At 61.7% G+C, this 21,697-nt stretch carries 24 protein-coding genes; 9 read left to right on the top strand and 15 right to left on the bottom strand.

Annotated features, from left to right (window positions below; translation table 11 throughout):
• Positions 1 to 48 precede the first annotated feature (48 nt).
• The 5 genes from AC0L2D_RS05780 to AC0L2D_RS05760 all read right to left on the bottom strand — a co-directional run bounded on the left by AC0L2D_RS05780 (position 49) and on the right by AC0L2D_RS05760 (position 3,483).
• The gene (locus AC0L2D_RS05780) at positions 49 to 339 is read right to left on the bottom strand and encodes a hypothetical protein (protein WP_275953954.1); all 291 of its coding nucleotides are present in this window, start codon (positions 337 to 339) and stop codon (positions 49 to 51) included.
• Positions 326 to 1,771: a type II and III secretion system protein family protein gene (locus AC0L2D_RS05775; RefSeq protein ID WP_275953953.1), complete on the bottom strand. Its 1,446-nt coding sequence runs from the start codon at positions 1,769 to 1,771 to the stop codon at positions 326 to 328. The genes AC0L2D_RS05780 and AC0L2D_RS05775 overlap by 14 nt, the downstream gene beginning before the upstream one ends.
• A 55-nt stretch (positions 1,772 to 1,826) precedes the next feature.
• A complete protein-coding gene (gene cpaB / locus AC0L2D_RS05770; RefSeq protein WP_346016449.1) occupies positions 1,827 to 2,861 on the bottom strand; it encodes a Flp pilus assembly protein CpaB in 1,035 nt (344 codons plus the stop codon).
• Between the two features lie 93 nt (positions 2,862 to 2,954).
• Complete coding sequence (locus tag AC0L2D_RS05765) at positions 2,955 to 3,185, bottom strand: Flp family type IVb pilin (RefSeq protein ID WP_275953951.1); 231 nt, start codon at positions 3,183 to 3,185, stop codon at positions 2,955 to 2,957.
• Positions 3,186 to 3,252: 67 nt separating this feature from the next.
• Positions 3,253 to 3,483 carry a Flp family type IVb pilin gene (locus AC0L2D_RS05760; protein WP_275953950.1) on the bottom strand — a complete coding sequence of 77 codons (231 nt, stop codon included), beginning with the start codon at positions 3,481 to 3,483 and terminating at the stop codon, positions 3,253 to 3,255.
• A gap of 530 nt (positions 3,484 to 4,013) precedes the next feature.
• On the opposite strand from AC0L2D_RS05760, the gene AC0L2D_RS05755 reads away from it, so the two are divergent.
• The 6 genes from AC0L2D_RS05755 (at position 4,014) to AC0L2D_RS05730 (ending at position 9,949) form a co-directional block, all read left to right on the top strand.
• Positions 4,014 to 5,402: a CpaF family protein gene (locus AC0L2D_RS05755; protein WP_275953949.1), complete on the top strand. Its 1,389-nt coding sequence runs from the start codon at positions 4,014 to 4,016 to the stop codon at positions 5,400 to 5,402.
• 35 nt (positions 5,403 to 5,437) lie between these two features.
• Positions 5,438 to 6,373, top strand: a complete 936-nt coding sequence (locus AC0L2D_RS05750; protein WP_275953948.1) for a type II secretion system F family protein — start codon at positions 5,438 to 5,440, stop codon at positions 6,371 to 6,373.
• Between the two features lie 19 nt (positions 6,374 to 6,392).
• Positions 6,393 to 7,343: a type II secretion system F family protein gene (locus AC0L2D_RS05745; protein WP_275953947.1), complete on the top strand. Its 951-nt coding sequence runs from the start codon at positions 6,393 to 6,395 to the stop codon at positions 7,341 to 7,343.
• 53 nt (positions 7,344 to 7,396) lie between these two features.
• Positions 7,397 to 7,939 (top strand): tetratricopeptide repeat protein, encoded by a 543-nt coding sequence (locus tag AC0L2D_RS05740; RefSeq protein WP_275953946.1) that lies wholly within the window; start codon positions 7,397 to 7,399, stop codon positions 7,937 to 7,939.
• 1 nt (position 7,940) lies between these two features.
• Entirely contained in the window at positions 7,941 to 8,480 is a 540-nt protein-coding gene (locus AC0L2D_RS05735; protein ID WP_473540564.1) for a prepilin peptidase, read from the top strand.
• 326 nt (positions 8,481 to 8,806) lie between these two features.
• A complete protein-coding gene (locus tag AC0L2D_RS05730; protein ID WP_473540563.1) occupies positions 8,807 to 9,949 on the top strand; it encodes a hypothetical protein in 1,143 nt (380 codons plus the stop codon).
• A gap of 19 nt (positions 9,950 to 9,968) precedes the next feature.
• Here AC0L2D_RS05730 and AC0L2D_RS05725 read toward each other — a convergent pair whose 3' ends face one another.
• From AC0L2D_RS05725 to AC0L2D_RS05700, 6 genes are all read right to left on the bottom strand, one after another.
• Entirely contained in the window at positions 9,969 to 10,916 is a 948-nt protein-coding gene (locus AC0L2D_RS05725) for a nucleoside hydrolase (RefSeq protein ID WP_024502284.1), read from the bottom strand.
• Positions 10,913 to 11,926: a nucleoside hydrolase gene (locus AC0L2D_RS05720; protein ID WP_082826727.1), complete on the bottom strand. Its 1,014-nt coding sequence runs from the start codon at positions 11,924 to 11,926 to the stop codon at positions 10,913 to 10,915. Before AC0L2D_RS05720 ends, AC0L2D_RS05725 begins: the two co-directional genes overlap by 4 nt.
• An 11-nt stretch (positions 11,927 to 11,937) precedes the next feature.
• Complete coding sequence (locus tag AC0L2D_RS05715) at positions 11,938 to 12,924, bottom strand: ABC transporter permease (protein WP_013530293.1); 987 nt, start codon at positions 12,922 to 12,924, stop codon at positions 11,938 to 11,940.
• Positions 12,912 to 13,952 (bottom strand): ABC transporter permease, encoded by a 1,041-nt coding sequence (locus AC0L2D_RS05710; RefSeq protein ID WP_473540562.1) that lies wholly within the window; start codon positions 13,950 to 13,952, stop codon positions 12,912 to 12,914. Before AC0L2D_RS05710 ends, AC0L2D_RS05715 begins: the two co-directional genes overlap by 13 nt.
• Positions 13,949 to 15,526, bottom strand: a complete 1,578-nt coding sequence (locus AC0L2D_RS05705) for an ABC transporter ATP-binding protein (protein ID WP_473540561.1) — start codon at positions 15,524 to 15,526, stop codon at positions 13,949 to 13,951. The genes AC0L2D_RS05710 and AC0L2D_RS05705 overlap by 4 nt, the downstream gene beginning before the upstream one ends.
• A gap of 88 nt (positions 15,527 to 15,614) precedes the next feature.
• On the bottom strand, positions 15,615 to 16,619 hold the full coding sequence (locus AC0L2D_RS05700; RefSeq protein ID WP_027162243.1) for a BMP family lipoprotein: 1,005 nt from the start codon (positions 16,617 to 16,619) through the stop codon (positions 15,615 to 15,617).
• Between the two features lie 253 nt (positions 16,620 to 16,872).
• Between AC0L2D_RS05700 and AC0L2D_RS05695 the strand changes: the two genes are divergently transcribed.
• Together AC0L2D_RS05695 and AC0L2D_RS05690 are read left to right on the top strand one after the other, a co-directional pair.
• Positions 16,873 to 17,457 (top strand): amino acid synthesis family protein, encoded by a 585-nt coding sequence (locus tag AC0L2D_RS05695; RefSeq protein WP_013530297.1) that lies wholly within the window; start codon positions 16,873 to 16,875, stop codon positions 17,455 to 17,457.
• Positions 17,454 to 18,038: an amino acid synthesis family protein gene (locus AC0L2D_RS05690; protein ID WP_473540560.1), complete on the top strand. Its 585-nt coding sequence runs from the start codon at positions 17,454 to 17,456 to the stop codon at positions 18,036 to 18,038. The genes AC0L2D_RS05695 and AC0L2D_RS05690 overlap by 4 nt, the downstream gene beginning before the upstream one ends.
• Positions 18,039 to 18,251: 213 nt before the next feature.
• Here the strand turns inward: AC0L2D_RS05690 and AC0L2D_RS05685 are convergent, their stop codons facing one another.
• On the bottom strand, positions 18,252 to 18,542 hold the full coding sequence (locus tag AC0L2D_RS05685; RefSeq protein WP_013530299.1) for a DUF1330 domain-containing protein: 291 nt from the start codon (positions 18,540 to 18,542) through the stop codon (positions 18,252 to 18,254).
• 62 nt (positions 18,543 to 18,604) lie between these two features.
• Between AC0L2D_RS05685 and AC0L2D_RS05680 the strand changes: the two genes are divergently transcribed.
• Positions 18,605 to 19,063, top strand: coding sequence for a MarR family winged helix-turn-helix transcriptional regulator (locus AC0L2D_RS05680; protein ID WP_027162241.1), 459 nt, complete (start codon positions 18,605 to 18,607; stop codon positions 19,061 to 19,063).
• Positions 19,064 to 19,104: 41 nt separating this feature from the next.
• On the opposite strand, the gene AC0L2D_RS05675 is transcribed toward AC0L2D_RS05680, so the two are convergent.
• From AC0L2D_RS05675 to AC0L2D_RS05665, 3 genes are read right to left on the bottom strand one after another with little or no spacing between them, the layout of a single operon-like run.
• Complete coding sequence (locus AC0L2D_RS05675; protein WP_027162240.1) at positions 19,105 to 20,298, bottom strand: amidohydrolase family protein; 1,194 nt, start codon at positions 20,296 to 20,298, stop codon at positions 19,105 to 19,107.
• 44 nt (positions 20,299 to 20,342) lie between these two features.
• A complete protein-coding gene (locus AC0L2D_RS05670; RefSeq protein WP_027162239.1) occupies positions 20,343 to 20,894 on the bottom strand; it encodes a MarR family winged helix-turn-helix transcriptional regulator in 552 nt (183 codons plus the stop codon).
• Between the two features lie 48 nt (positions 20,895 to 20,942).
• Positions 20,943 to 21,587, bottom strand: a complete 645-nt coding sequence (locus AC0L2D_RS05665) for a cysteine hydrolase family protein (RefSeq protein WP_027162238.1) — start codon at positions 21,585 to 21,587, stop codon at positions 20,943 to 20,945.
• Positions 21,588 to 21,697 lie beyond the last annotated feature (110 nt).

Genomic DNA, 21,697 nt, shown 5'->3' with positions numbered 1-21,697 from the left:
GCCAGGGGCCCTCGCATGCCCGGCGCCCTCCGCATCCTTCGGTTCAGTTCACGGCGTCACACCTGACCCGCCGACATTGACCGTGATCGCCGGTGGTGGCGGCGGCGGCGGTGGATATTTGTAGCCCTGGGCAACGGCAGCGGCGCGCGCGCCGTCACCCTCGATCTTGGTATTCCTTGAGTTCGGGTTGAGCGGGTCGACCGTCTGCAGCAGCGAATTGAACTTCTGCGTGTCGCCGGCGGCCAGGGTCACCGAATCGTAGTGGTTCAGATAGTCCGCGGCGCAGCCCGACAGCGCGCCGGCACACAGGATGAGGATCAAGGCGCTATTTCTTGACATAGAGCATCTTGTCCTTCGATTTGAAGTCGAGCATGTGGCCATAGGGGCCGGTGACGCCTTCGCCATGTTCATATTTGCGGACCATATCCTTGGTCACCTCAAGCTGGCCGAGCACGAAGAATTCGGGATCGTTGGCAGGCCGTGTCTTGTCGAACGGCGTCGCCAGTTGCTCGCCGGGTTTCACCGGCCGCACGATGTGCGGCGTGACGATCACCACCAGCTCGGTCTCTTCCTTCTGGTTGCTCGAACTGCGAAACAGCGTCCCGATCACAGGCACCTGGCCGAGCCAAGGCACCTGGTCCTGGAGCTTGGTGGTCTTGCTGGACAGAAGCCCGCCGACCGCGAAGCTCTGGCCGTCGCGCAACTCCACGACGGTCGACAGTTTGCGGTTGGTGAAGATCGGGTCGCCGGCGGTGGTGAAGCCGGTCAGGTCGCTTACCTCCGGCGCCAGGTTCATGTGGATCTTGCCGTCGTCGAGTACGACCGGTGTGAACAGCAGATTGACGCCGAATTGCTTGTACGTGATGCTTATCTCGCCGTTTTTGTCGAGAGTGCGGATCGGCACTTCACCGCCGGCGTTGAAGCTGGCCTGCTCGCCGGAAAGCGTGGTGAGGTTGGGGTTTGCGAGCGTGCGCACCGCGCCTTTGGACTCGAGCGCCTCGATGATCAGATCGACCTTGATGTTGCTGTCGATGACGCGCGTGATCAGCGCTCCGAAGGGAGCCGAGTTGGACAGGAGGCCGCTGAGCAGACCGCCCGGTCCGAGCACGACACCGTCCTCGTCGACGGCAGCAACACCGGTACCGGTACGGGTCGTGCCATCGCCGTTCCTGCTCTTGATCGACACGCCGAGATCGCGGCCGGTGTTGCGCTTGGCTTCCAGTACGCGCACTTCCAGATTGACCTGCTGACTGTCGTCGACGATGACGGAATTGATGACGGCGTCGGGTCCATATTGCTGCGCAACCGCCATGATCGCCGCCAGCGTGGCGCCGTCCTTGACATGACCGCCAAGCCTGACCCTGCCGTTGACCGAGCCGACTTCGATGCGCGACTTTGGCGCCACCTGTCGGATCGCCTGCGCCATGTCGCTGACATCGACGCCGACCTCGATCTGGAGGGCGCCGAGCGAGCGCTTGTCCGTCGAGAACAGATTGACCGTGGTGGTGCCGGCGCCCTTGCCGATGACATAAAGCGTGCGGTCGGTCATCGGCTGCGCATCGGCGATCTTCTCGTCGCCGACAACGATGTCACCCAGATTGGCACTCACCTGGATCGTTACCGATTGCGACATTGGCAGGAAGATACGATGGACGCTGGGGGTCGAAACATCGATGAAACGGTCGGCCGCATCGGCCGCCAGGCTCGACAGCAACAGCGCCGCCAGACACGACAACGCGGCCGCCGCTATCCCTAACCAAGAACCCCGCATCCCCGTCTCCCCAATTTACTGCCGGTGGCAGCACCGTTTTATTAGCCGCACCTTATCATGGTTGTCGCGGCACGTCATATGTCTCGAGCTTCACGCCCCGGAATACGCCGATCGTCGCTCGTGCCGGAGGTTCAGGCTGCACGTATTTGACCACTTCCTTGACGACTTCCTTCGTCTCCGGTGCCGCGACAGGAATCGGTTTAGCCCGGCCCAGTTCGTCGAGACGGCTTCCCACTTTTTCCACGGCCTGGGTCAACCCGGCAATCTTGTCCTCGGCGCGCTTGCGCTCGGCTGCAGCCTCCGCTTCCGCCGCTGCCTTCTTGTCGAGCTCCGCTTGCCTGGCGGCGACATCGGCCGGCGTCTCGCCGGTCAGATCGGAAAGCGTCACCCGTTCCGTGGTCTCGCCCTTGCTGGCTGCGGCCTGGCGCAACGCCAGCGACAATTGCCCGGCCCCTGCCGCCAGTGTCAGCTTCTGCGCGTCCCTGGTGCTGGCTTCCAGCGTCACGGACTTCACCACCGTCGGGCTGTCCTTGCTTTCGTCGGCCACCTGGTCGATGGCGAGCACCTTCATGCTCTGCAGCAGCACGTCGACGAAACTCTTATCCGTGCCATCATCGCCGCGCGCCGTGCGGGTGAGTAGAATATCGACCCGGTCGCCCGGGAAAACGAAGCCGGCGACGCCGAGCACGTCGTTGACCCGGATGGATACGGCCTTCATGCCTTCGCCGAGCACCGCCGAAAGCGTGGCGCGCTGGCCGGGGCCGGTGATCTTGGTAGCAAGAATCGGCTCATTGACGCCGATCGCTTGCAATGCCTGCTTGGCACCGTCGCCAGCTAACAGCTCTTTTGCTGATCTGAATGCCCCGGCTGGAACCGCACCCGCCGGCCATGCGACTTCCCGCAGGTTATCCGTGCTCAGAGCGTCACCGAACTTCAGCGGCATTGCCGCAACCACGACCGTGCTGCCTTGGACGAGGCCTGTTTGCGCCATGGCGCTTCGCTGGCCGGCCAGCCAGATATTGACCAGAACCACGGCCAGAACGCCGAACACGCCGGCGAGCACGATCATGATAAGTGTGTTGGCGCGCATAAGCCCAAACCCCAAAAAAGGCAGCACAACGGCCGAGTGACCTGAGTGATTTTCAGGCCCGGATCTGATCCGGGCCTGAACTCCGTTAGCTAATCAGCTGCCGATGCCGGTAGCCGCAGCGCATCCACCTTTACCAGTGACGACGCTAGCGGCCTGCAGGCTATCGCAAAGGTTGGTGAACCGGCCGCTCACCCAGCCGCCGATGGCGATCACAGTAAGGATCGATGCAACGGCGATGATGCCGATAAGGATGGAATATTCGACCATGGCAGCGCCGTTTTCATCGTCACGGAACAGCCGGGTCATCGTCATGAGCTTGTTCATGTCAATTTCTCCCTTTGGAGGCTCGAACCCGACGAGACAGAGCACGGGCCTGAACCCCATCAGCTAATCAGCTGCCGACGCCGGTAGTCGCAGCGCATCCACCTTTGCCAGTGACGACACTAGCGGCCTGCAGGCTACTGCAAAGGTTGGTGAACCGGCCGTTCACCCAGCCGCCGATGGCGATGACGGTAAGGATCGATGCAACGGCAATGATGCCGATGAGGATGGAATATTCGACCATGGCAGCGCCGTTTTCATCGTCGCGGAACTGCCGGGTCATCGTCATGAGCTTCTTCATGTCAATTTCTCCCTTTGGAGGTTGGAACCCGACGAGACAGAGCAAGAGATGAAATCCATACCCAAGCATCCCCCGTCATCTCGATCCTAGGTCCCGAGAAAACGCGGAGTCAAACGAGATTAAGGGTTCCTTAACTTTCATGTACATGATTCGGCAAGAAGATCACAGCTCCGAATGTTATCAACAGCTTGATTCCTTTCATTTTTCAAGCGCCTTAACCATTCGTTCACAATTTCGCCGCGGATGTGGCAAGATTGAGGAAGCATTAGCGATAATGCATATTCCTTTATATCTAAGGGGTTAGCTGGAGACATCGGGCGGTTCGTCCCGAAAAATCGGATGAGTGCGGAAAGCGAAATCGAGCCTGTGGCCACGAACCGGCAGCCATATCAAATAAGTGCGTTATTACAGCCTCATGATCTTAACTATGTATAAAGTATTGAGGGTACGGCGGCCACTTGGGCGCTTGTGCCTGCCGTGGTTAACAGTTAGTTTCCGCTAATGAGGGATTAAGGGGAGTATAAGCGATTATGCTGGGGCGATTCATCAAGGGGCCTAGCGAGCAGCAGCCAGCGCCAAAGGCGGAGTCGCTGACTGTTCTGCCCGTTGCTTCTGCTCCTTCACCAGCCGCTGATATTGAATCGCATGGCAATGATTTTCTGACGATCAAGGTCGAACTGCATCGCCACTTGATCGACCGGTTCAACCTGACCGCGCTTGAAAGTGCTTCCAAGGATGAGATCCTGAATGAGATCCGTCCGATCGTGCGCGAGTTCGTTCGAAATCGGAACGTGCCGTTGAACGCACGCGAGCTGGATCAACTGACCAGCGACACCGCCGACGAGATGCTGGGACTTGGGCCGATCGAGCCATTGCTCAAGGACGATTCGATTACCGACATCATGATCAACACCCACAAGCGCGTTTTCATAGAGCGGCGTGGCATGATCGAAGAGACCGCAATCCGTTTCCGTGACGAGGCGCATCTGTTGCGCGTCATCAACAAGATCGTTTCGGCCATTGGCAGGCGTGTCGATGAATCGTCGCCCATGGTGGATGCGCGGCTGGAGGACGGCTCTCGCGTCAATATTGCGGTGCGCCCGATCTCGGTGGACGGCCCGCTGGTGTCGATCCGTAAATTCTCGAAAAATCCCTATTCGCTCGAACGCCTGATGGCATTCAACTCGATCCGGCCGCCCATGATCGAATTACTGCGGATCGCAGTCCAGGCGCGCAAATCGATCCTGGTTTCCGGCGGCACCGGCAGCGGCAAGACGACCTTGCTCAATGCGCTGTCGAGCTACATCCCCTCGAAGGAGCGGCTGATCACCATCGAGGATGCGGCCGAGCTGCAATTGCAGCAGCCGCATGTCGGCCGGCTTGAGACGCGCCCACCCAATGTCGAGGGTCGGGGCGAGGTGCGCCAGCGTGAATTGCTGAAGAACGCGCTTCGCATGCGGCCGGATCGCATCATCGTCGGCGAAGTTCGCGGCGAAGAAGCTTTCGACATGCTGCAGGCGATGAACACCGGCCATGAAGGCTCGATGACGACCATCCACGCCAACACGCCGCGCGACGCGATCTCGCGGCTGGAACAGATGGTCGGCATGGCCGGGATGCCGATGACGCATGATTCAATCCGCGCACAGATTGCCTCCGCCATCGACATCATCGTTCAGACGCAGCGTCTTTCGGACGGCGGCCGGCGTGTCACCTCCATATCGGAACTGACAGGCATGGAAGGCAATGTCGTGCAGCTTCAGGAAATCTATCATTTCGTCCGCCGTGAGGTGACAGCCGAGGGCAAGGTCATCGGAGATTTTCGCGCAACCGGTGTCCGTCCCCGCTTTGCGCCGGAGGCCGCAACCCTGGGACACCATTTCGCCAAGGACGCCTTCAACCCGCAGGTTGCCCTCTGATGCCGACCGGTCAAGCTCTGCTCTATTTCATCTACATGCTGGCGGCGGCTTCACTCATTCTCGCTGGCGAAGCCTTTTATCTTTCCTTTGCCGGCCGCCGCTCCCGGTCCATGGCAGTCAATCGCCGCTTGAAGCGGCTCGCCGGCGAGGTCCCAGCCGAACAAACGTTGCAGGGATTGCTGCGAGAGCGCGGCCTGACGGACTCCGGCGATTTTCTCTTTGGTATGGTCTGGTTGAACAGGCTCTATACCCAGTCCGGTATCACCGGGAATCCGTTGACCTTCGCCGCAACGTTCCTGCTTGCAGGGCTGGCAATCGCGTTGCTGCTGGCGTTCCTTTTCAATGTATCCACCTTGGCATCGCTTATCGTCTTTCTGGTCGTTGGGCTGGTTCTGCCGCTTCTCGTCCTTCGGCGTGCCCGTAACAAGCGAATCCGGAAGTTTGCCAAACAGCTGCCGGATGCGCTCGACATGATTGTTCGGTCGCTGCGCGCCGGACACCCTGCTTCGGTCGCCATCGGTCTGGTCGCGCGCGAAATGCCAGATCCGCTCGGCACCGAGTTCGGCATCGTCTCCGATGAGATAACCTTTGGCCTCAGCATCGAGCAGGCTGTGCGAAAGCTTTCGCAGCGTGTCGGCTTCGAGGGTCTTCAGCTGCTGTCGGTGTCGCTGTCGATCCAGGCAAAGACGGGCGGCAATTTGACCGAAATTCTGGCCAATCTTTCCTCGGTTATGCGTGAACGGCAGAAATTGCGAATGAAGATCAGGGCTCTTTCGGCCGAAGGGCGCGTCTCCGCGTGGATCATCTCCTTGTTTCCTGTTGTGATGTTCTTCGCACTTCAAATCCTTGCCCCAGCCTATTACGGCGGCGTCTGGGGCAACCCGCTCGTCTACCCGGTATTCCTGATTTTCGGGTTGTGGGCGCTGCTTGGCGACTTCATCATGTACCGGATGGTCACTTTCGATTTCTGACTGGGAGCGACGAAAGAAATTGTTTTCCAACATTCAGGACCTGGGTTTCTTGGTGTCCATTGCCGTCTTTGTGGCGGCGGTGTCCCTCTTCCTGTTCGGTGCGCTTGTCTTCCTCCCGGCTCTGCAGACACGAAAGCTCGTCGCACAGAGCCTGATGGGCGAAGGAATTACAGACCGCCGATCCATGCTCGGACAAGACCAGCTTGCCAAGCTTGCAGCGCAACGGCCGGTCGATGCTTACTTCAAGTCGATCGAGAAGGAGCGGGAAGAGCCAAACGCCTTGGAAGCGAAGCTGTTTCGCGCCGGCTTTTATCAATCAAGCGCACCGCTGATTTATACGCTGTGCCGCCTGGCCGCCGTCTGCGTCGGTTTCCTTGCAATGTATGCACTCCTATCGCGGGCTCTGCCGCCGCACCTGCCGGGTTTCATCACCCTTGCCGGTTCTGCCCTGTTCGGCCTCGCCTGCATGGTGCTTCCCGCCATTCTGCTCGACCGTTTCGAGAACGGCCAGAAACAGATCTATCGCCGAGCCTTCCCCGACTTCATGGACATGATGATCACCTGCGCCGATGCCGGCATGAGCCTGGAGGGGGCAGTCGAACGCGTCAGCCATGAAATGGCCGCCACCCACAAATGGCTGGGAATACAGCTGTCGATCATGAATTTGCAGTTGCGTGCCGGCAAGCCGTTGCGGGAAGCGCTACGTGAACTCGCCGATCGCATCGGACTTGACGAGGCGCGGGCATTGGCCGTGCTGTTCCGTCAATCGGAAGAACTGGGCACCAGCCTCACCGATGCCTTGCGTGTTTATAGCGCCGAAATGCGCGGGCAACGAATTCTGAGTGCAGAGGAACGCGCCAACTCCCTGCCGGTCAAGATGATGATTCCGTTGGGGCTATGCATCTTTCCGGTCGTCATGATGGTCATCATGCTGCCGGTCATCATTCGCATGAAGGGCATTTTCTTCTAGTTTGGTATATCATTTGCGCCTAATGTGAGTCGGGGACCCCAGGGGACACATCTATGAAGAGGGTTATCGCGGCCGCGGCCTGTCTGCTCATGGCGGTGCTTGCCGGCTGCCAGACGGCGGACACAACCGACGGTGTCGTGCGCACCAACGAGCCGTCGAAGGGCGACGTAACGTCTTTTGGCGATGCTTTCGACGGGCTGAAGACGGTCAGCGACGTCGAGTATTACGCCTCGGACCAGGCCGTTGCCGAAGCCAAGAACCAGTTCCGTGCCGAGAATTACGGCAATGCCGGCGCGCTGTTCTTCAAGGCGACGCAATTGGCGCCCAATGATGGCAACGCCTGGATGGGGCTGGCCGCCTGCACCGACCGGATCCACCGCTTCGACCTGTCCGACAAGGCCTATGCCAGGGCCTTCAAGCTGGTCGGCGCGACGCCCGAATATTACAACAACGTCGGCTATTCCTACCTGCTGCGCGGCAAGTTGCAGGATGCCCGCTCGAACTTCCTCAAGGCTTACGAACTGGCGCCCAACGACCCGACCGTCGCCAACAATCTGAAGCTGCTGTCGTCCAGCGTGCAGAATATCGAGCGCTAGCATGCTGCTCGTCGAAGCACTGCTGCTGAAGGTGCTCGCAATCCCTCTGCTGGCAAGGATTGCCTGGGTCGATTTTACCACCCAGAAGATTTCCAATCGCGACGTGCTGCTGCTGCTTTGCCTGGGCGCGGGGGGCTTGCTGCTGTTGTCGCTCCAGTCCGGGTCGTGGTGGGACATGGGACTGAGCGCCGGTGCAGGGCTTCTGTTGTTCGTCGCGTTCTTGCCGTTCTGGGCCTTGCGCAAGATCGGCGCCGGCGATGTCAAGCTGATAGCAGTCGTACCCTTCCTGGTCGGCGGCAGCGGTCTCGCGGTGTTTTCGGTGCTGCTTCTGGTTTTCGCCTTGGCCACCGCGGCGATCGTGAAAAACCCCTTCCTGCTGCCGGCGGGCGCTTTTCGGCTCATCGTCCAGCATCTGGATCGCAAGGGCATGGTGCCGTTCGGCGTGCCGATCTCGCTGGCCGCGATCTGTACGCTGGCGTTCCTGATCTACAAGAGCTTGATCCTGGCGAGCAGTTCTGGGATCCTCAATCAGCTCAACTGACCTCGACAGTTCGCGCGGCTGAACGCGCTGCGATCGACATTTCCCCGAAGCCTTCGCCGGCGCGTTGGCTGACGGAACAAACGAAAAACCCGCCTGTGCGGCGGGTCACTGGCGCAAATCAGCACCATGGACAAAAATGTACCATAGCTGAGTGCAGGGAGTCAAGAAAAAATTCCTATCGCGCTGCCCTGCACAAAAACGACGACACTGCCGAACTGGCTCCCGCCAGGCCTTTCGTCGAAGTTCGGAGCCGTGGGTCCGGTCACGGAGAGCTTGTCGAGAAGCCGGGTCGATGGCTAGATAAACAATCACAGGGAGAAGGCAGCATGGCACTTCACCTTTCGGCGGATGCTCCGGTCTCGGTCGCGGCGCCTCCACAGAAGTATCTGTTCGGTCCGTTCATCGATTTTTTCATGCTCGGCGGGAGCGCGTTCCTGATCCTGCCGATCCTGTATTTCGTGCCGCTCAAATATGAGGGCGTCGTGGCGCTGGCGGCGTTCTTGCTGTCGCATCTCATCAACCAGCCGCACTTTGCCCATTCCTACCAGATTTTCTATCGCAATTTCGCACGCAAGGTGCGCGGTGACGGATACGACAGAAGTCTCCAGATCCGCTACATCATCGCGGGCATTGCCGTCCCAATGATCATGGTCGCTTTCTTCGCCTATGGCTCCGTAACCGGCAACGCCCGCCTGCTGGGATATGCCACCAACGCGATGGGCTTTTTCGTCGGCTGGCACTACGTCAAGCAAGGCTATGGCATGCTGATGGTGGACGCGGTGCTGAAGCGCAAATTCTTCAGCGACCAGGACAAGAAAGCGCTGCTGTTCAACGGATATGCCGTGTGGCTGTTCGCCTGGCTCCAGACAAACGTGGTGATCACCGAAAGGCAGTACTGGGGCCTGGACTACTACACATTCGCTGTCCCGCCCTGGCTCCTCAACATCGCGCTCGCGGTCGCCGCTGCCTCCTCGGCGGCCACCGCCGTGATGTTCGTCAATCGCTGGCGCAAACATGGCGGCGCGCTGCCGTATAACGGCGTCGTCGCTTACGTCGTGTCGCTCTATGCCTGGATTCTGTTCGTGGCCCTAAATCCGCTTTGGCTGCTCGTGGTGCCGGCGCTCCATTCGTTGCAGTATCTGGCGGTGGTCTGGCGTTACCAGACCAATGTCGAGCGCGACCGCGCGGATGCCGTCAAGGATCCGGAATTCAGGGTGCTGTCCATTCTTGGGCCGATGTACAGGCTGCGGGTGCTGATATTCATCGTCGCCGGCACAATTCTCGGTGCTCTCGGTTTCTGGCTCGTGCCGATGGCGCTAAGTGCCCTGGTTCCCTACGACAAACAGGTGCTCGGCTCGTCGCTTTTCCTCTTCATCGCGTGGATATTCATCAACGTGCACCATTACTTCCTGGACAATGTGATGTGGCGTCGCGGCAACCCGGAAGTCTCGAAATATCTGTTCCGCTAACCCTCAGTCCGTTGGATGTTCAGTCCCGCAGGAGATCGAACATCAGCTTGAAGAAGCGGTCCGCGTCGACCTCATGGGCGATGCGGGCATTGTCCTTTTCACCGCGCTCGCCCCAGTAGTCGGCGATGGTCGCGCCGAAGGCGTAGGTGCCGGACAGGTCGACGCCGATATGGGCAGGGCGAGTGCGCACCAAGGTCGGGTCGATGGCCAGCGCCAGCGCCAGCGGATCGTGCATGGCGCCGCCGACGCCCATCGAGTTGCGGTGCAGCTTCTCGTAGAACAGCAGCCAGTCGTTGACGAGCCGGCCGAGCGGCGTGTCGATGGTGGCGAGTTCGGCATATTGCGGCGCCTCGATCAGCACCTGCATGGTGACGTCGAGGCCGACCATCAGGATCGGCACGCCGCTGTCCAGCACGATCTTCAGCGCTTCGGGATCGCAGAACGCGTTGAATTCGGTCGGCGTGATGATCTCGCTCTTGCGGTAGAACACGCCGCCCATCCAGATCAGTTCCTTGATCTTGGGCAGCACGTCGCGATGCTTGAGGATCATCAGGCCGATATTGCTGAGCGGGCCGGTGGCAACGACCAGGATCGGTTCGGGCGCGGCGCGCAGCCTGTCGGCCAGGAAATCGACGGCATGCTGGTCAACCGGCTTGATCGTCGCCTGCGGCAGGTAGGGCGAGCCCTCGAGCCCGCTCGGGCCATCGGCGGTGCCGAGCACCAGCGGGCGCGCCAGCGGGCGGTGACAGCCCTGCGCGACAGGCACGTCGCCGGCGCCGATATACTCCAGGATGCGCAAGGCATTGGCGGTCGTCTTCTCGACCTCCGCATTGCCGCAGGTCGTGGTGACGCCGATGAGTTCGATGGCCGGCGAGCGATGCGCCATGACCAGCGCGATGGCGTCGTCGTGGCCGGGGTCGCAGTCGAACAGGATAGGAGTTGGCTTGGTCATCATGTCGTCTTTCACGCCGCCCGCTCGTAGCGCGCTATGGTTTTCTTGAAGCCGTCGAGGAAACGCCGGCCGTCCAGGCCGGTGCAGATGCGGGTGGTCTTGGGCCCGCCGCCGGGCAGCAGTTGCCGGCCGCGATAGGCGACGGTCTGGCCGCGCGCCAGCCTGCCGTCGAGCACGACGTCGGCGAACAGCGGCTCGGTCATCGTCGCCAGGCCGGGATCGAAAGCCAGCGCCACGGTGATCACGTCATCCATCGGGAACCCGACGAGGTCGAAGAATTCGCGCCAGATGTCGATGTAGATCGGGAAGCTGTCGGCGATCATCTCAAGGACGGGATTGTCCTTGGCGACGGCCTGCATGTCGGCGATGTCGTCGCGCGTCAGCATCGAGTCGGCGACGCGGTTGTCCTCGCAGATGTCGAGGGGGACGAGGATCTTCTCGACATCGGCGTTGAGCACGATGCGCGAAGCCTCCGGATCGGCCCAGATGTTGTATTCCGACAGGGGTGTGATGTTGCCCGGCGTCTGGAAATTGCCGCCGAGCACGATCAGCCGCTTGAGTGCACCGGTCAATCGCGGCTCCTGCAACAGCGCCATCGCCGCGTTGGTCAGCGGGCCGGTCGTCACCAGCGTGATCTCGCCCGGATTGGCCATGACCGTCTCGATGATGAAATCGACCGCATGTCCCGACGTGGCCTGCCGCACCGGCGTCGGCGCCGGCGGGTTGAACTTCTTCAGGCGATCGCCGAAGCGGGCGACAAGCCGTTTTTCGAAATGCACCGGCGCCTCCATGTCGGCCTTGGCGTTGCCGACGATCGGCCGCCACGCGCCGGCGTGAACCGGGATATCGTCGCGCCCGGCGAGCGTCAGCGTGTTGAGGACGACGTTGGTGACCTGTTCGATCGGGCCGGCCGCACCGGTCACGGTGGTCACGCCCTCGAGCCGGAGTTTGGGATTGACCGCTGCAAACAGCACGGCGAGAATATCGTCGCCGGCTGAATCCACGTCGAGGATTATGCGTTCCATAAAGGCTTCCTTCACTGGGGATTTTTGCCGCCGGGTTCGGTGTTCCTGTCTACCGACAGCAGTTTCCGCATCGATTCCAGCGTCTCCGCGATGATCCTTGGACGCGCCCGGTAGGACAGCGCGAACAATGCGATCAGCGCAACGACATAGGGGACGGTGAGAACCAGGTAGGACGGATAGCCAAACGTCTGCAGGCGCAACGAAAAGGCATCGGCGAAGCCGAACAGCAGGCAGCCGGCCAGCACCTTCAGCGGATCGCCGTTGGAAAAGATCAGGATCGCCACCGCCATGAAACCACGGCCCGACGACATGTTTTCGGTGAACATGGTGATGTAGCCGAGGGACAGATGCGCGCCGGCGAGGCCCGCCAGCAATCCGCACAGCAGGGATGCGATGTAGCGGACGCGGGTGATCGAGATGCCAAGCGCCTCGGCGGCTTCCGGCTTTTCGCCGACGACGCGGATATAGAGGCCGAGCCGCGTCCTGTTGTAGCAGACGACCAGCAGCGGCACGGCGATGAAGGCGGCATAGACGAGCGGCGTGAAGCCGGAGATCAGCGGCGCCCAGGAGCCGAGAAGGTCGCGGGCGCCGGGCAGCTGGACTTTCGGCAGGCCGACGATGCCATGACCGACGATCGAACCGCGCGTGCCGAAGATCGCTTTCATCAGCGAGATCGTCATGCCGCCGGCCAGGATGTTGAGCGCCAGCCCGACGACAACTTCATTGGCCTTGAAGCTCACCACCAGGACAGCAAAAACCAGGGCGAAGACGAGCGCCGCCGCAACGCCGCAGGCGACGCCCGCCAGTGCGGAACCGGTCCAGATCGAACCGAGGACGGCGAAGAAGGCGCCGACCAGCATCTGCCCCTCGAGGCCGATGTTGAAGATGCCGGCCTTGGTGGTGAACGAGCCGCCAAGCGCGACCAGAAGGATGGGCGCGGTGGTGCGAAGCGTCGCCGCGATCAGCGCGACGTTGATGAGCTTGTCTAGAATTTCCATCGCCGCTCCCCTGCCTGGCTGTCGCCGCGCTTTCTCACCAGCACCTGGGCCGACACGCTGAGGATGATCAGCGCCTGGATCACGGTGATGATTTCGCGCGACGCGCTGGTATCGACCTCGAGCAGCAGCGATCCGTTGCGCAGGGCGCCGAAGAACAGTGCGGTGAAGATGGTGGCGACCGGCGAGCCATTGGCGAGCAGGGCGGCGATCAGCCCGTCGAAGCCGAAACCGGGAGCAAATCCTTCCATGAAGCGGTGGTGGACGCCGAGCGTCTCGACGCCGCCGGCCAGCCCGCCGACGGCCCCCGAAAGCAGCAGGACCAGGAAGCCCTGCCGTTTCACGTTGACGCCGCCATATTCGGCGAATTTCGGCGCCGAACCGACCATCGTGACGCCGTAACCCCATCTGGTGTAGCGGAAGACAAGGGCCGCGCCGACCGCCAGCACCAGGCCAATGACCAGGCCCCAGTTCAACCGCGAAAAAGTGAAGATCTCCGGCAGATAGGATGTCGCCAGGATCGGCGGCGTCTCCGACCAGCCGCCCGGCCGCTTGAACAGGAAGATGGTGAAATAGGATGTGAGCAGCACCGCCACGTAGTTCGACAGGATCGTCGAGACGACCTCGTTGGTGTTGTAGCGGGCGCGGAAATAGGCGGGGATGGCGACCCAGGCCGCGCCTGCCACGACCGCCAGCGCCAGTGCTGCCAGCGTGTGGATGCCCGCGGGCAGGGGCATGGCAAAGCCGACCCAGGCGGCGGCGAAGCCGCCGAGGAACAGCTGGCCCTCGATGCCGACGTTGAACATGCCGCCGCGCAAGCCGATGCAGGCAGCGACACCGCAGATCAGGATCGGCGTCGTCTGCAGCAAGGTCCCGGCAATCTTCTCCTGATCGCCGAAGGCGCCGCGCAACAGTGTCATGAACACACGCACCGGGCTTTCGCCGACCATGAGGATGATGATCGCGCCCATCAGCAGTGCCACGCCGATGGCGATGACCTGGCCGGAAACGGCACGCAAATGGTCTTTCATGATGCGGTCTCCGCGGCGAATTCCGGCGCGGCCACGCCTGCCATCATCATGCCGATGCGCTCCTCGTCGGCATCATCGCCAGAGACCTCGCCCATGATCCGCCCGTTGAACATTACCAGGATGCGGTCGGCAAGGGCGGCCAGTTCGTCGAGTTGCACGGAAATCAGCAGGATCGCGCGGCCGGCGGCGCGCTGTCGCATGATCTCGTCATGAATGGCCTCCTGGGCGCCGATGTCGACGCCGCGCGTCGGCTGGTCGATCAGCAGGAAATCGGCGCCATTGGTGAATTCGCGTGCCAGAACGACCTTCTGGATGTTTCCGCCCGAAAGCCGCTTGACCGCATCGCCCGGTCCGCGCGCGCGAATATCGAAGCTCTTGATCAGCGTTTCGGCGTTTTGATTTATGGCATTCCAGTTGAGCATGCCGCCACGACTCCATGGTGCGCGATGCTGGCGGCCCATCAGGGTGTTGGCCGCTATCGAAGCGTTGCGATCGACCCCGCGTACCATGCGGTCGCCTGGAACATGGGCGAGGCCTGCCTGGCGGATCGCGGCGGGCGAGAGATCGGTGAGATTCTGGCCCTTCAGCCAGGCCCCGCCATGGCTTGCCGGCCGCAGGCCCGAAAGCACTTCCGCCAGCTCCGTCTGTCCATTGCCGGCCACACCCGCGATCCCCACCACCTCGCCGGAGCGGACCGTGAAACTGGCATCGCGAAGGGCTGGCAGCAGGCGATCGTCGCGCGCCCACAGATCCTTCACTTCGAGCACCACGTCGCCGTGCAGCGAAGCGCGCGGCCGGCGGTCGAAGCTCACTTCGCGGCCGACCATCATGTGCACCAACTCGTCCTTGCTGAGCTCGGCCGTCGGCCTGGTCGCCACCTTCCTGCCGTTGCGCAGCACCGTCACCGTGTCGGACACTTCCATCACTTCTTCCAGGTGGTGCGAAATGAAGATCACCGTCATGCCCTCGGCCACGAAGCTGCGCAGCGTCTGGAACAGTTCGCGGCTCTCCTGCGGCGTCAGCACGGCGGTCGGTTCGTCGAGGATGATGGTGCGCGCGCCGCGCACCAGGACCTTCAGGATTTCGATGCGCTGTTCTATGCCGACCGAGAGCAGCCCGACGCGCTCGGTCGGATCGACCTGCAGGCCGAAGCGCTTCGACAGGTCGCGCGTTCGCGCCACCTGCGCAGCGTGGTCGATCAGTCCATGGCGACGGATTTCCATGCCGAGAAAGACGTTGTCGGCAACCGAGAGCGAGGGAACCAGCTTGAAATGCTGGTGAACCATGCCGAGGCCGGCCTTTATCGCCATGGACGGGTCGGCGATCACGATCTCTTCACCGTTCAGCCGGATCGAGCCTTCGTCCGGCTGCAAGAGGCCGAACAGGATGTTCATCAGCGTCGTCTTGCCGGCACCGTTCTCGCCGATGATGGCGTGGATCTCGCCGCGGCGGACCGCAAGGTCGATGCCGTCATTGGCGACGAATGCGCCAAAACGCTTGGTGATGCCGGTCAACTTGACGGCCATCGCGGCATTGCTGTGGAGGGTCGGCGACCCCGGCGTGTTCGACAACATGGCTCTCGCAGATTGGACACTGATCCGCCGCGGCAAGCCGCGGCGGATCAGTCTAGCGCTTTCTTGGGAGGGAGGCGCTGATGTTGGCTTATTTCGCCTTGGCGATCACGATCTTGCCGTCGACGATGCTCTTTTTGATCTCGTCGAGCTTGGCGGTCATCTCTGCCGGGATCTTGGCGGCGATGTCATCGCAGACCTTGACCTCGACACCGCCCGAGGCGAGGTCGAAAGTGCGGGTGCCGGCGGTGATCTTGCGGCCCTCGACCTCGTCCTTGATCAGCGTATAGACGGCGATGTCGCCGCGCTTCAGCATGCTGGCGAGCACATTTCCGGGGGCCGAGCCGCACATGTCGATGTCGACGCCGATCGAATATTTGTCGACCGCGGCACTTGCCTGCATCACGCCTTCACCCGTCGGGCCGGCGACGTTGTAGACAATGTCGGAGCCTTGGCCGTAAAGCGCCTGGGCAAGTTCGCTTCCCTTGGCCGGGTCGTCGAAGGTTCCGGCGAAGACGGAGTTCACCTTGACGTCGGGCGCGGCATATTTGGCGCCTTGCTCGTAGCCGCCCAGGAAGTTGCGGATCACCGGGATATCGCGGCCGCCGACAAAGCCGATGGCCTTGCCGTCGCCGATCTTGTCGAAGGCGGTGCCCTTGGCTTCGATCATGCCGGCAAGCGCGCCGGCGACGAAGGATCCCTGCTCCTCGGCGAAATTGGCGTAGATCATCTTGGGGTTGTCGAGGACGCCATCGATGAACACGAAGCGTTGGTCAGGATATTCGGCGCTGACCTTTTGCAGCGAGTCCACCAGCTCCCAGCCCATCACGAAGATCAGGTCGTACTGTTTGCCCTTGGCAAGATTCTCGAACTGCTGCTGGTAGTCGAGCGCGCGATTGCCGGTGTCGACCAGCTTGAGATCGATGCCGAAATCGGTCTTGGCCTTGTTGAGGCCGTTGACGATCGAAACGCCAAAACCCTGTGCAAAGTATCCCGAGATGGCGGCCACGGAAACCTTGGCCTGTGCGGCGGCCGGTCCGAACGAAATGGCAAGCATCGTGCCGGCCAGGAATAAACTCTTGAGCGCCCTTTTCATGTCATTCCCCTTCAGCTTTTTTCAGCTTTTGAAGCCACGCTTTGACCATCCCCCACACATCGCCGGGACAACGGCGAGTTCGTTGATGGTCATATGAGTTTAGGAGCGGCTTAACAGGCTGTCAATCGTCATCCGATGCAGTTTTCTTGGCCCTTCGCCCGCTTGCCCGACGTCTGTGCTTGACAAATGTCGATAGGCATAATTGTTGATACTCTAACGAGTTTTATGAACGACGGGATGAAGGAAGAGAACAATGCCGGCTGTGGTGGTCAGGAAATTTCTGGTTCAGATCGAAGAGATATTCCATGAGGGCGGACCCCACGCGGCACGCCCGCTCAAGCGAGGCGCGATCGTCGCGGTCATCGCCAACCCTTTTGCCGGACGCTATGTCGAAGAGATCACCGGCTTCATGGAAGACCTGAAGCCGCTCGGTCTCGATATGGCTCGGCGCCTGATCGACGCCATTGGTGAGGGCGGCCAGGCCATCGAAGGTTATGGCAAGGGTGCCATAGTCGGCGCCGCCGGCGAGCTTGAACATGGCGCGCTCTGGCACAATCCGGGCGGCTACGCGATGCGCGAACTGCTCGGCAATGCCAAGGCGATCGTGCCTTCGACCAAGAAAGTCGGCGGCCCCGGAACGCGCATCGACATCCCGATCACGCACATAAACGCCTCCTATGTGCGCAGCCATTTCGATGCGATCGAGATCGGCATTGCCGATGCGCCGCGCAGCGACGAAATGGCGGTCATCCTGGCGATGACCACCGGCGGACGCGTCCATGCACGGGTCGGCGGCCTTGCCGCCGCCGACATCAAGGGCGAGGACGGATTGCGATGAGCCCGGAAATCCGCCGTATCATCACCATCGTCGAGGAAACCCGGATCGAAGGCGGGCGGCCTGTCGATCCGCCGACGCGGCGTGCCGCAGCCATTGCGGTCATCCGCACCCCCTATGCGGGTACCTACGTCGAGGATCTGTCGGCACTCAGCGCCATCGGCGAAGCGTTGGGCGAAATCTTGCCCAGGCGCGCCGTCGCTGCTCTGGGCATTGCCGGCGACCGGGTCGAGAGCTTCGGCAAGGCGGCCGCCGTCGGCGCCGATGGCGAGCTCGAACATGCCGCCGCCATCCTTCATCCAAAGCTCGGCGCCCCGTTCCGCGACGTGCTGGGCAAGGGCGCCGCGCTCATTCCTTCATCGAAGAAGCGCGGCGGCCTCGGCGTGCCGCTCGATATTCCGCTCGGTCACAAGGATGCGGCGCGGGTGCGCAGCCATTTCGACGGTATGGAAGTTCGTATTCCCGACGCACCGCGTGCCGACGAGATCGTCGTCGCTATCGCCGTCACCGATTCCGGCAGACCGCACCCGCGCGTCGGCGGACTGACCAAAGACAAGGTCGTCGGCAAGGACGGCGTCAGCTAGGATAACCGACATTCAGGCGATGCCGGCCTGCAAACGTTGATTTCCTGCGCTTCCCGTGCTCGCGTACCCGAAAGTACGCTGCGCTCCGGTTCTGAGAAATAAAGATATTTGCGACACACAAAAAAGTCGAAGAAATAGAACCGGAGTTCAGTTTCCAGCCGTCGGATGAGTTCTGTTTGGCGTCCGAAATGATGCAACTCGACGAGGGCGTTCTTAGCCGGTTTCGACTATGAACATCCGTGCCTCTTGGGCTTCCCGACGCTCGGCCTTGATCGGCGCGTATCTCTCGGAATTGTAGAACGCCAGCGCTTGGGCGAGGGTTGCAAATTCAAATACGCCGGCCATCGGGAGCGGCGCGTCCTCGCCCTCAAGAACCTGCGCAACAGGGCCGAAATGTAAGATGCGCCCGCCGGCCTCTTGCAGAGCCGCTTGAAAGCGCGGAGCGACAGCCGCCTGTTTGGCGGCGTCGATGATGCGCAGATTGATATGCACGTACGCTGGCATGGAATTCTCCTAATAATGCATATACACTATTATCCGAGGATGAAATTGTCTAGAGGGCGGACGTGAGCGGTTTTGATCCGGAAACGTTGAAAGGCGTCGCGGCGGAGTGTCCGGGCTTTCAGGCTCGTGCGACGGCGCGTGCGGTCACGCGCTATTACAACGCCTGCTTCAAACCGCTCGGGCTGACGGCCGAGCAGTTCAGCCTCCTCGTGGGCATCGGAGCGGTTGAGGGAACGACACTCGTCGATCTTGCGAACAGCGCGGGAGTCGACCCGACGACCCTGAGCCGAAATCTTCAGAACTTGGAAGGGCAACTTTTGGTTCATTCAAAGGGCGGACGCGGCCGCTTGGGAAAGCAGATTGGCCTAACGATATCTGGGCGCAAGCTTGTCGTCGATGCGCTCCCATTGTGGAACTTGGCTAAAGCGGAACTGTCCAGTCGCTTGGGCAAAGAAAAACTGCGTTCCGCTAGCAAGCTGATGGCCGAGCTGGCCGAGGCAGCAAAAACTTCGCGCATATAACGGCTCGTCGCGACCTGAACCTCAACATACCCTGAACGTCGTCAACTGGGGACGATTTCCGGCACCCGCATCGCCGGCGGGGTGTTGCGGCTCCGGCCGGTCCGCACCACGCCGTCGATGACGACCATTCCAATGCCTGGAAGATTGCCGAGCGCCACGCTGTCGAGCAGCCCGTCGCCGGCGCCGCCGATCGCCTGATCCATGAAGATCAGGTCGGCGGCGCGACCGACCTCGATCAAACCGCGATCGTCCAGTCCGCGCACGCGCACCGTGTTGCCGCTGGCAAAACAGAACGCCACTTCCGGCGCAATACCGCCAAGCGAAGCCAGCATGGTCAGGGTCCGCAGGATACCGAGCGGCTGCACGCCGGATCCGGCCGGGCTGTCGGTGCCCAGGATGACGCGCGAAAGTTCGCCGCGCTGCCTTGCCAGGTCGAGCACGAACAGTCCGGTGCGCAGATTGCCGTTGTGGACGATTTCAAGCGCCCTCGAACCCTTCTCGCAGATCTGCCGTATTTCCGCGTCGGGCAGGGCGGTTGGCCCGCCATTGACGTGGGCGACGATGTCGGCGTCGACCTCCAGCACGACATCCGCGCCGATGCGGCCGGAGCCGGGCAGCGACGGGCCGCCTGTGTGGGTCATCGAGGTCATGCCGTATTTGCGCGCCCAGGCGATCATCTTCCGGCCGGTCGGCCCATCCTTGACGCCGCCAAGCCCGACCTCGCCGACAAGCGTCACGCCGGCCTCGGCGAGACTGCGGAAGTCTTCCTCGGTAAGGCCGGGTTCCAGGATCGGTGCCCCGGCCAGGATCTTCATGCCGTTCGGACGGAAGTTGGAGAAGGTGCGCTGCGCCGCGATCGCCAACGCCTTCAGCCCGACAAGATCGCGCGGTCGGCCCGGTGTGTGGACCTCGCCAGCCGAAATGATCGTGGTGACGCCGCCATGCACGGTCGAATCCATCCAGCCGATCTGGTTCTGCCGGGGCGTCCAGTCGCCGGCCACCGGATGGGCGTGGTTGTCGATAAGACCCGGCGCGACCGCACAGCCCATCGCATCGATGATCGTCGCCGCGCTGCCGCCATCAATGTCGCCTGCCTTGCCAATGCCTGATATGCGTCCATCGCTCACGACGATGGTGTCGGCGTCGATGATCGGTTGTGCGAGATCGCCGCTCAGCATGAGACCGATATTGCGGACGACGAGCGTGTTGGCAGACGACTGGAGGTCGGACGACATCGGTTCTCACTTTTGCTGTTATGGAAAAAAGGACTGGACGAGGCTTATTTGCCGCCGTCGCCATTCGATGGGTCGTCGTCATTGATGCGCTGGAGCAGGCGAAGCAGCGTCGCCTGCTCAGCCGGGGAGAGCGGCGACAGGAACCGCCGCCCGACCTCGACGCTGCGTTCGAGGCGCTCCAGCGTATAGTCGGTCCCTTTGCTGGTCAGCGCGATCATCGTCAGGCGTTGGTCGGTTTCGGAGGCGCTGCGCGTGATCAGCCCGTGTTTGAGCAGTTTACGCATGACGATGCTGATGGTCGACGGGTCCATCGCCGTCAACCGGCCGAGATGGTTCTGCGAGACTTCGCCATGCTTGAGGATCGTGGCGAGCGCCGCGAATTGCGTTGGCGAAAGGTCTTCGCCGGCCATGACCTGCTGGAAGCGCAGTGTCGCGCGCTGATGCGCCCGGCGGATGACGTGCGCCGGGTGACGGTCCAGTTCATAGCCGGTCTCGGCGTATTGCTGCAGCACTTGCTCGCGGCTCGGGGGTGCATCGCCGCTCGGCGTTTTCGAGGTCGCGCCTTTTTCGGATTGCGGTTTCTTTTCAGTCGTCACACCGGACTCCTATCGCCGCTGTCTCGGATGTCGCCGGTTTGGAAAAGCTCAAGCCGCGACCTCCGCTGGTTGAAGCGACGTCCCGTCGCGGAGGGCTGCGACGACATCAGCCGAATCGCTGACCACGCCGAAATGGGTCGCTATGTCGTAGAGCGAGCTTTCCTGCTCGCGCGGTCCCGTCGCTGCGCAGCAATCGCTTGGCACCACCACCTCATAGCCCTGAAAAAAGGCGTCATGGACGGTCGAGCGCACGCAGATGTTGGTGACCACGCCGAAAATGACCAACTGGTCGACCTGCATGTCTTTCAGCGTCAGGTCGAGGTCGGTTTGAAAGAAGGCCGAGTAGCGCCGCTTGATGACATGGATCTCATCAGCGCGGGCGCCGAGATCCTCGATGATCTCCGGCCCCCAGCTTCCATCCAGGCAATGCGGTGTGCGCTTCAGCCATTCGCGCTCGCGTCGCATGCCCGGCCGGTGGCTGTCATGGACCCAGATCACCGGCACGCCGGCGGCGCGCGCGGCCTCGATCACGGCCAGTTGCGGCGCGACCAGCGTCTCGTACCCAGGCAGGACCATGGCCCCGCCGGGCTTGCAGAACTCATTGACCATATCGATGACGATAACGGCTGCACGGCGTGGATCGAGGCGCACCGCATCATCGTGCCGATGTGAGGAAAAACTGTCCACGGGCATGGCGAGCTCCTTTGACCGATCGTTGATGCTCATACAAAAAACCCTAGTGGATGCCAAGTCAATCCCGTTCGACGCAAAGCGTGCTGGTCGGCCTTGCGCACCGCGCTCCG

This window comes from Mesorhizobium sp. WSM4833, from assembly GCF_055811095.1.
This window is presented reverse-complemented; position numbering and strand designations above follow the sequence as displayed.

Bases quoted from the DNA above. Each gene is read 5' to 3' on its own strand.
- AC0L2D_RS05780 (WP_275953954.1), bottom strand. From the start codon at position 339: ATGTCAAGAAATAGCGCCTTGATCCTCATCCTGTGTGCCGGCGCGCTG.
- AC0L2D_RS05775 (WP_275953953.1), bottom strand. From the start codon at position 1,771: ATGCGGGGTTCTTGGTTAGGGATAGCGGCGGCCGCGTTGTCGTGTCTG.
- cpaB (WP_346016449.1), bottom strand. From the start codon at position 2,861: ATGCGCGCCAACACACTTATCATGATCGTGCTCGCCGGCGTGTTCGGC.
- AC0L2D_RS05765 (WP_275953951.1), bottom strand. From the start codon at position 3,185: ATGAACAAGCTCATGACGATGACCCGGCTGTTCCGTGACGATGAAAAC.
- AC0L2D_RS05760 (WP_275953950.1), bottom strand. From the start codon at position 3,483: ATGAAGAAGCTCATGACGATGACCCGGCAGTTCCGCGACGATGAAAAC.
- AC0L2D_RS05755 (WP_275953949.1), top strand. From the start codon at position 4,014: ATGCTGGGGCGATTCATCAAGGGGCCTAGCGAGCAGCAGCCAGCGCCA.
- AC0L2D_RS05750 (WP_275953948.1), top strand. From the start codon at position 5,438: ATGCTGGCGGCGGCTTCACTCATTCTCGCTGGCGAAGCCTTTTATCTT.
- AC0L2D_RS05740 (WP_275953946.1), top strand. From the start codon at position 7,397: ATGAAGAGGGTTATCGCGGCCGCGGCCTGTCTGCTCATGGCGGTGCTT.
- AC0L2D_RS05735 (WP_473540564.1), top strand. From the start codon at position 7,941: ATGCTGCTCGTCGAAGCACTGCTGCTGAAGGTGCTCGCAATCCCTCTG.
- AC0L2D_RS05730 (WP_473540563.1), top strand. From the start codon at position 8,807: ATGGCACTTCACCTTTCGGCGGATGCTCCGGTCTCGGTCGCGGCGCCT.
- AC0L2D_RS05720 (WP_082826727.1), bottom strand. From the start codon at position 11,926: ATGGAACGCATAATCCTCGACGTGGATTCAGCCGGCGACGATATTCTC.
- AC0L2D_RS05715 (WP_013530293.1), bottom strand. From the start codon at position 12,924: ATGGAAATTCTAGACAAGCTCATCAACGTCGCGCTGATCGCGGCGACG.
- AC0L2D_RS05710 (WP_473540562.1), bottom strand. From the start codon at position 13,952: ATGAAAGACCATTTGCGTGCCGTTTCCGGCCAGGTCATCGCCATCGGC.
- AC0L2D_RS05705 (WP_473540561.1), bottom strand. From the start codon at position 15,526: ATGTTGTCGAACACGCCGGGGTCGCCGACCCTCCACAGCAATGCCGCG.
- AC0L2D_RS05700 (WP_027162243.1), bottom strand. From the start codon at position 16,619: ATGAAAAGGGCGCTCAAGAGTTTATTCCTGGCCGGCACGATGCTTGCC.
- AC0L2D_RS05695 (WP_013530297.1), top strand. From the start codon at position 16,873: ATGCCGGCTGTGGTGGTCAGGAAATTTCTGGTTCAGATCGAAGAGATA.
- AC0L2D_RS05690 (WP_473540560.1), top strand. From the start codon at position 17,454: ATGAGCCCGGAAATCCGCCGTATCATCACCATCGTCGAGGAAACCCGG.
- AC0L2D_RS05685 (WP_013530299.1), bottom strand. From the start codon at position 18,542: ATGCCAGCGTACGTGCATATCAATCTGCGCATCATCGACGCCGCCAAA.
- AC0L2D_RS05675 (WP_027162240.1), bottom strand. From the start codon at position 20,298: ATGTCGTCCGACCTCCAGTCGTCTGCCAACACGCTCGTCGTCCGCAAT.
- AC0L2D_RS05665 (WP_027162238.1), bottom strand. From the start codon at position 21,587: ATGCCCGTGGACAGTTTTTCCTCACATCGGCACGATGATGCGGTGCGC.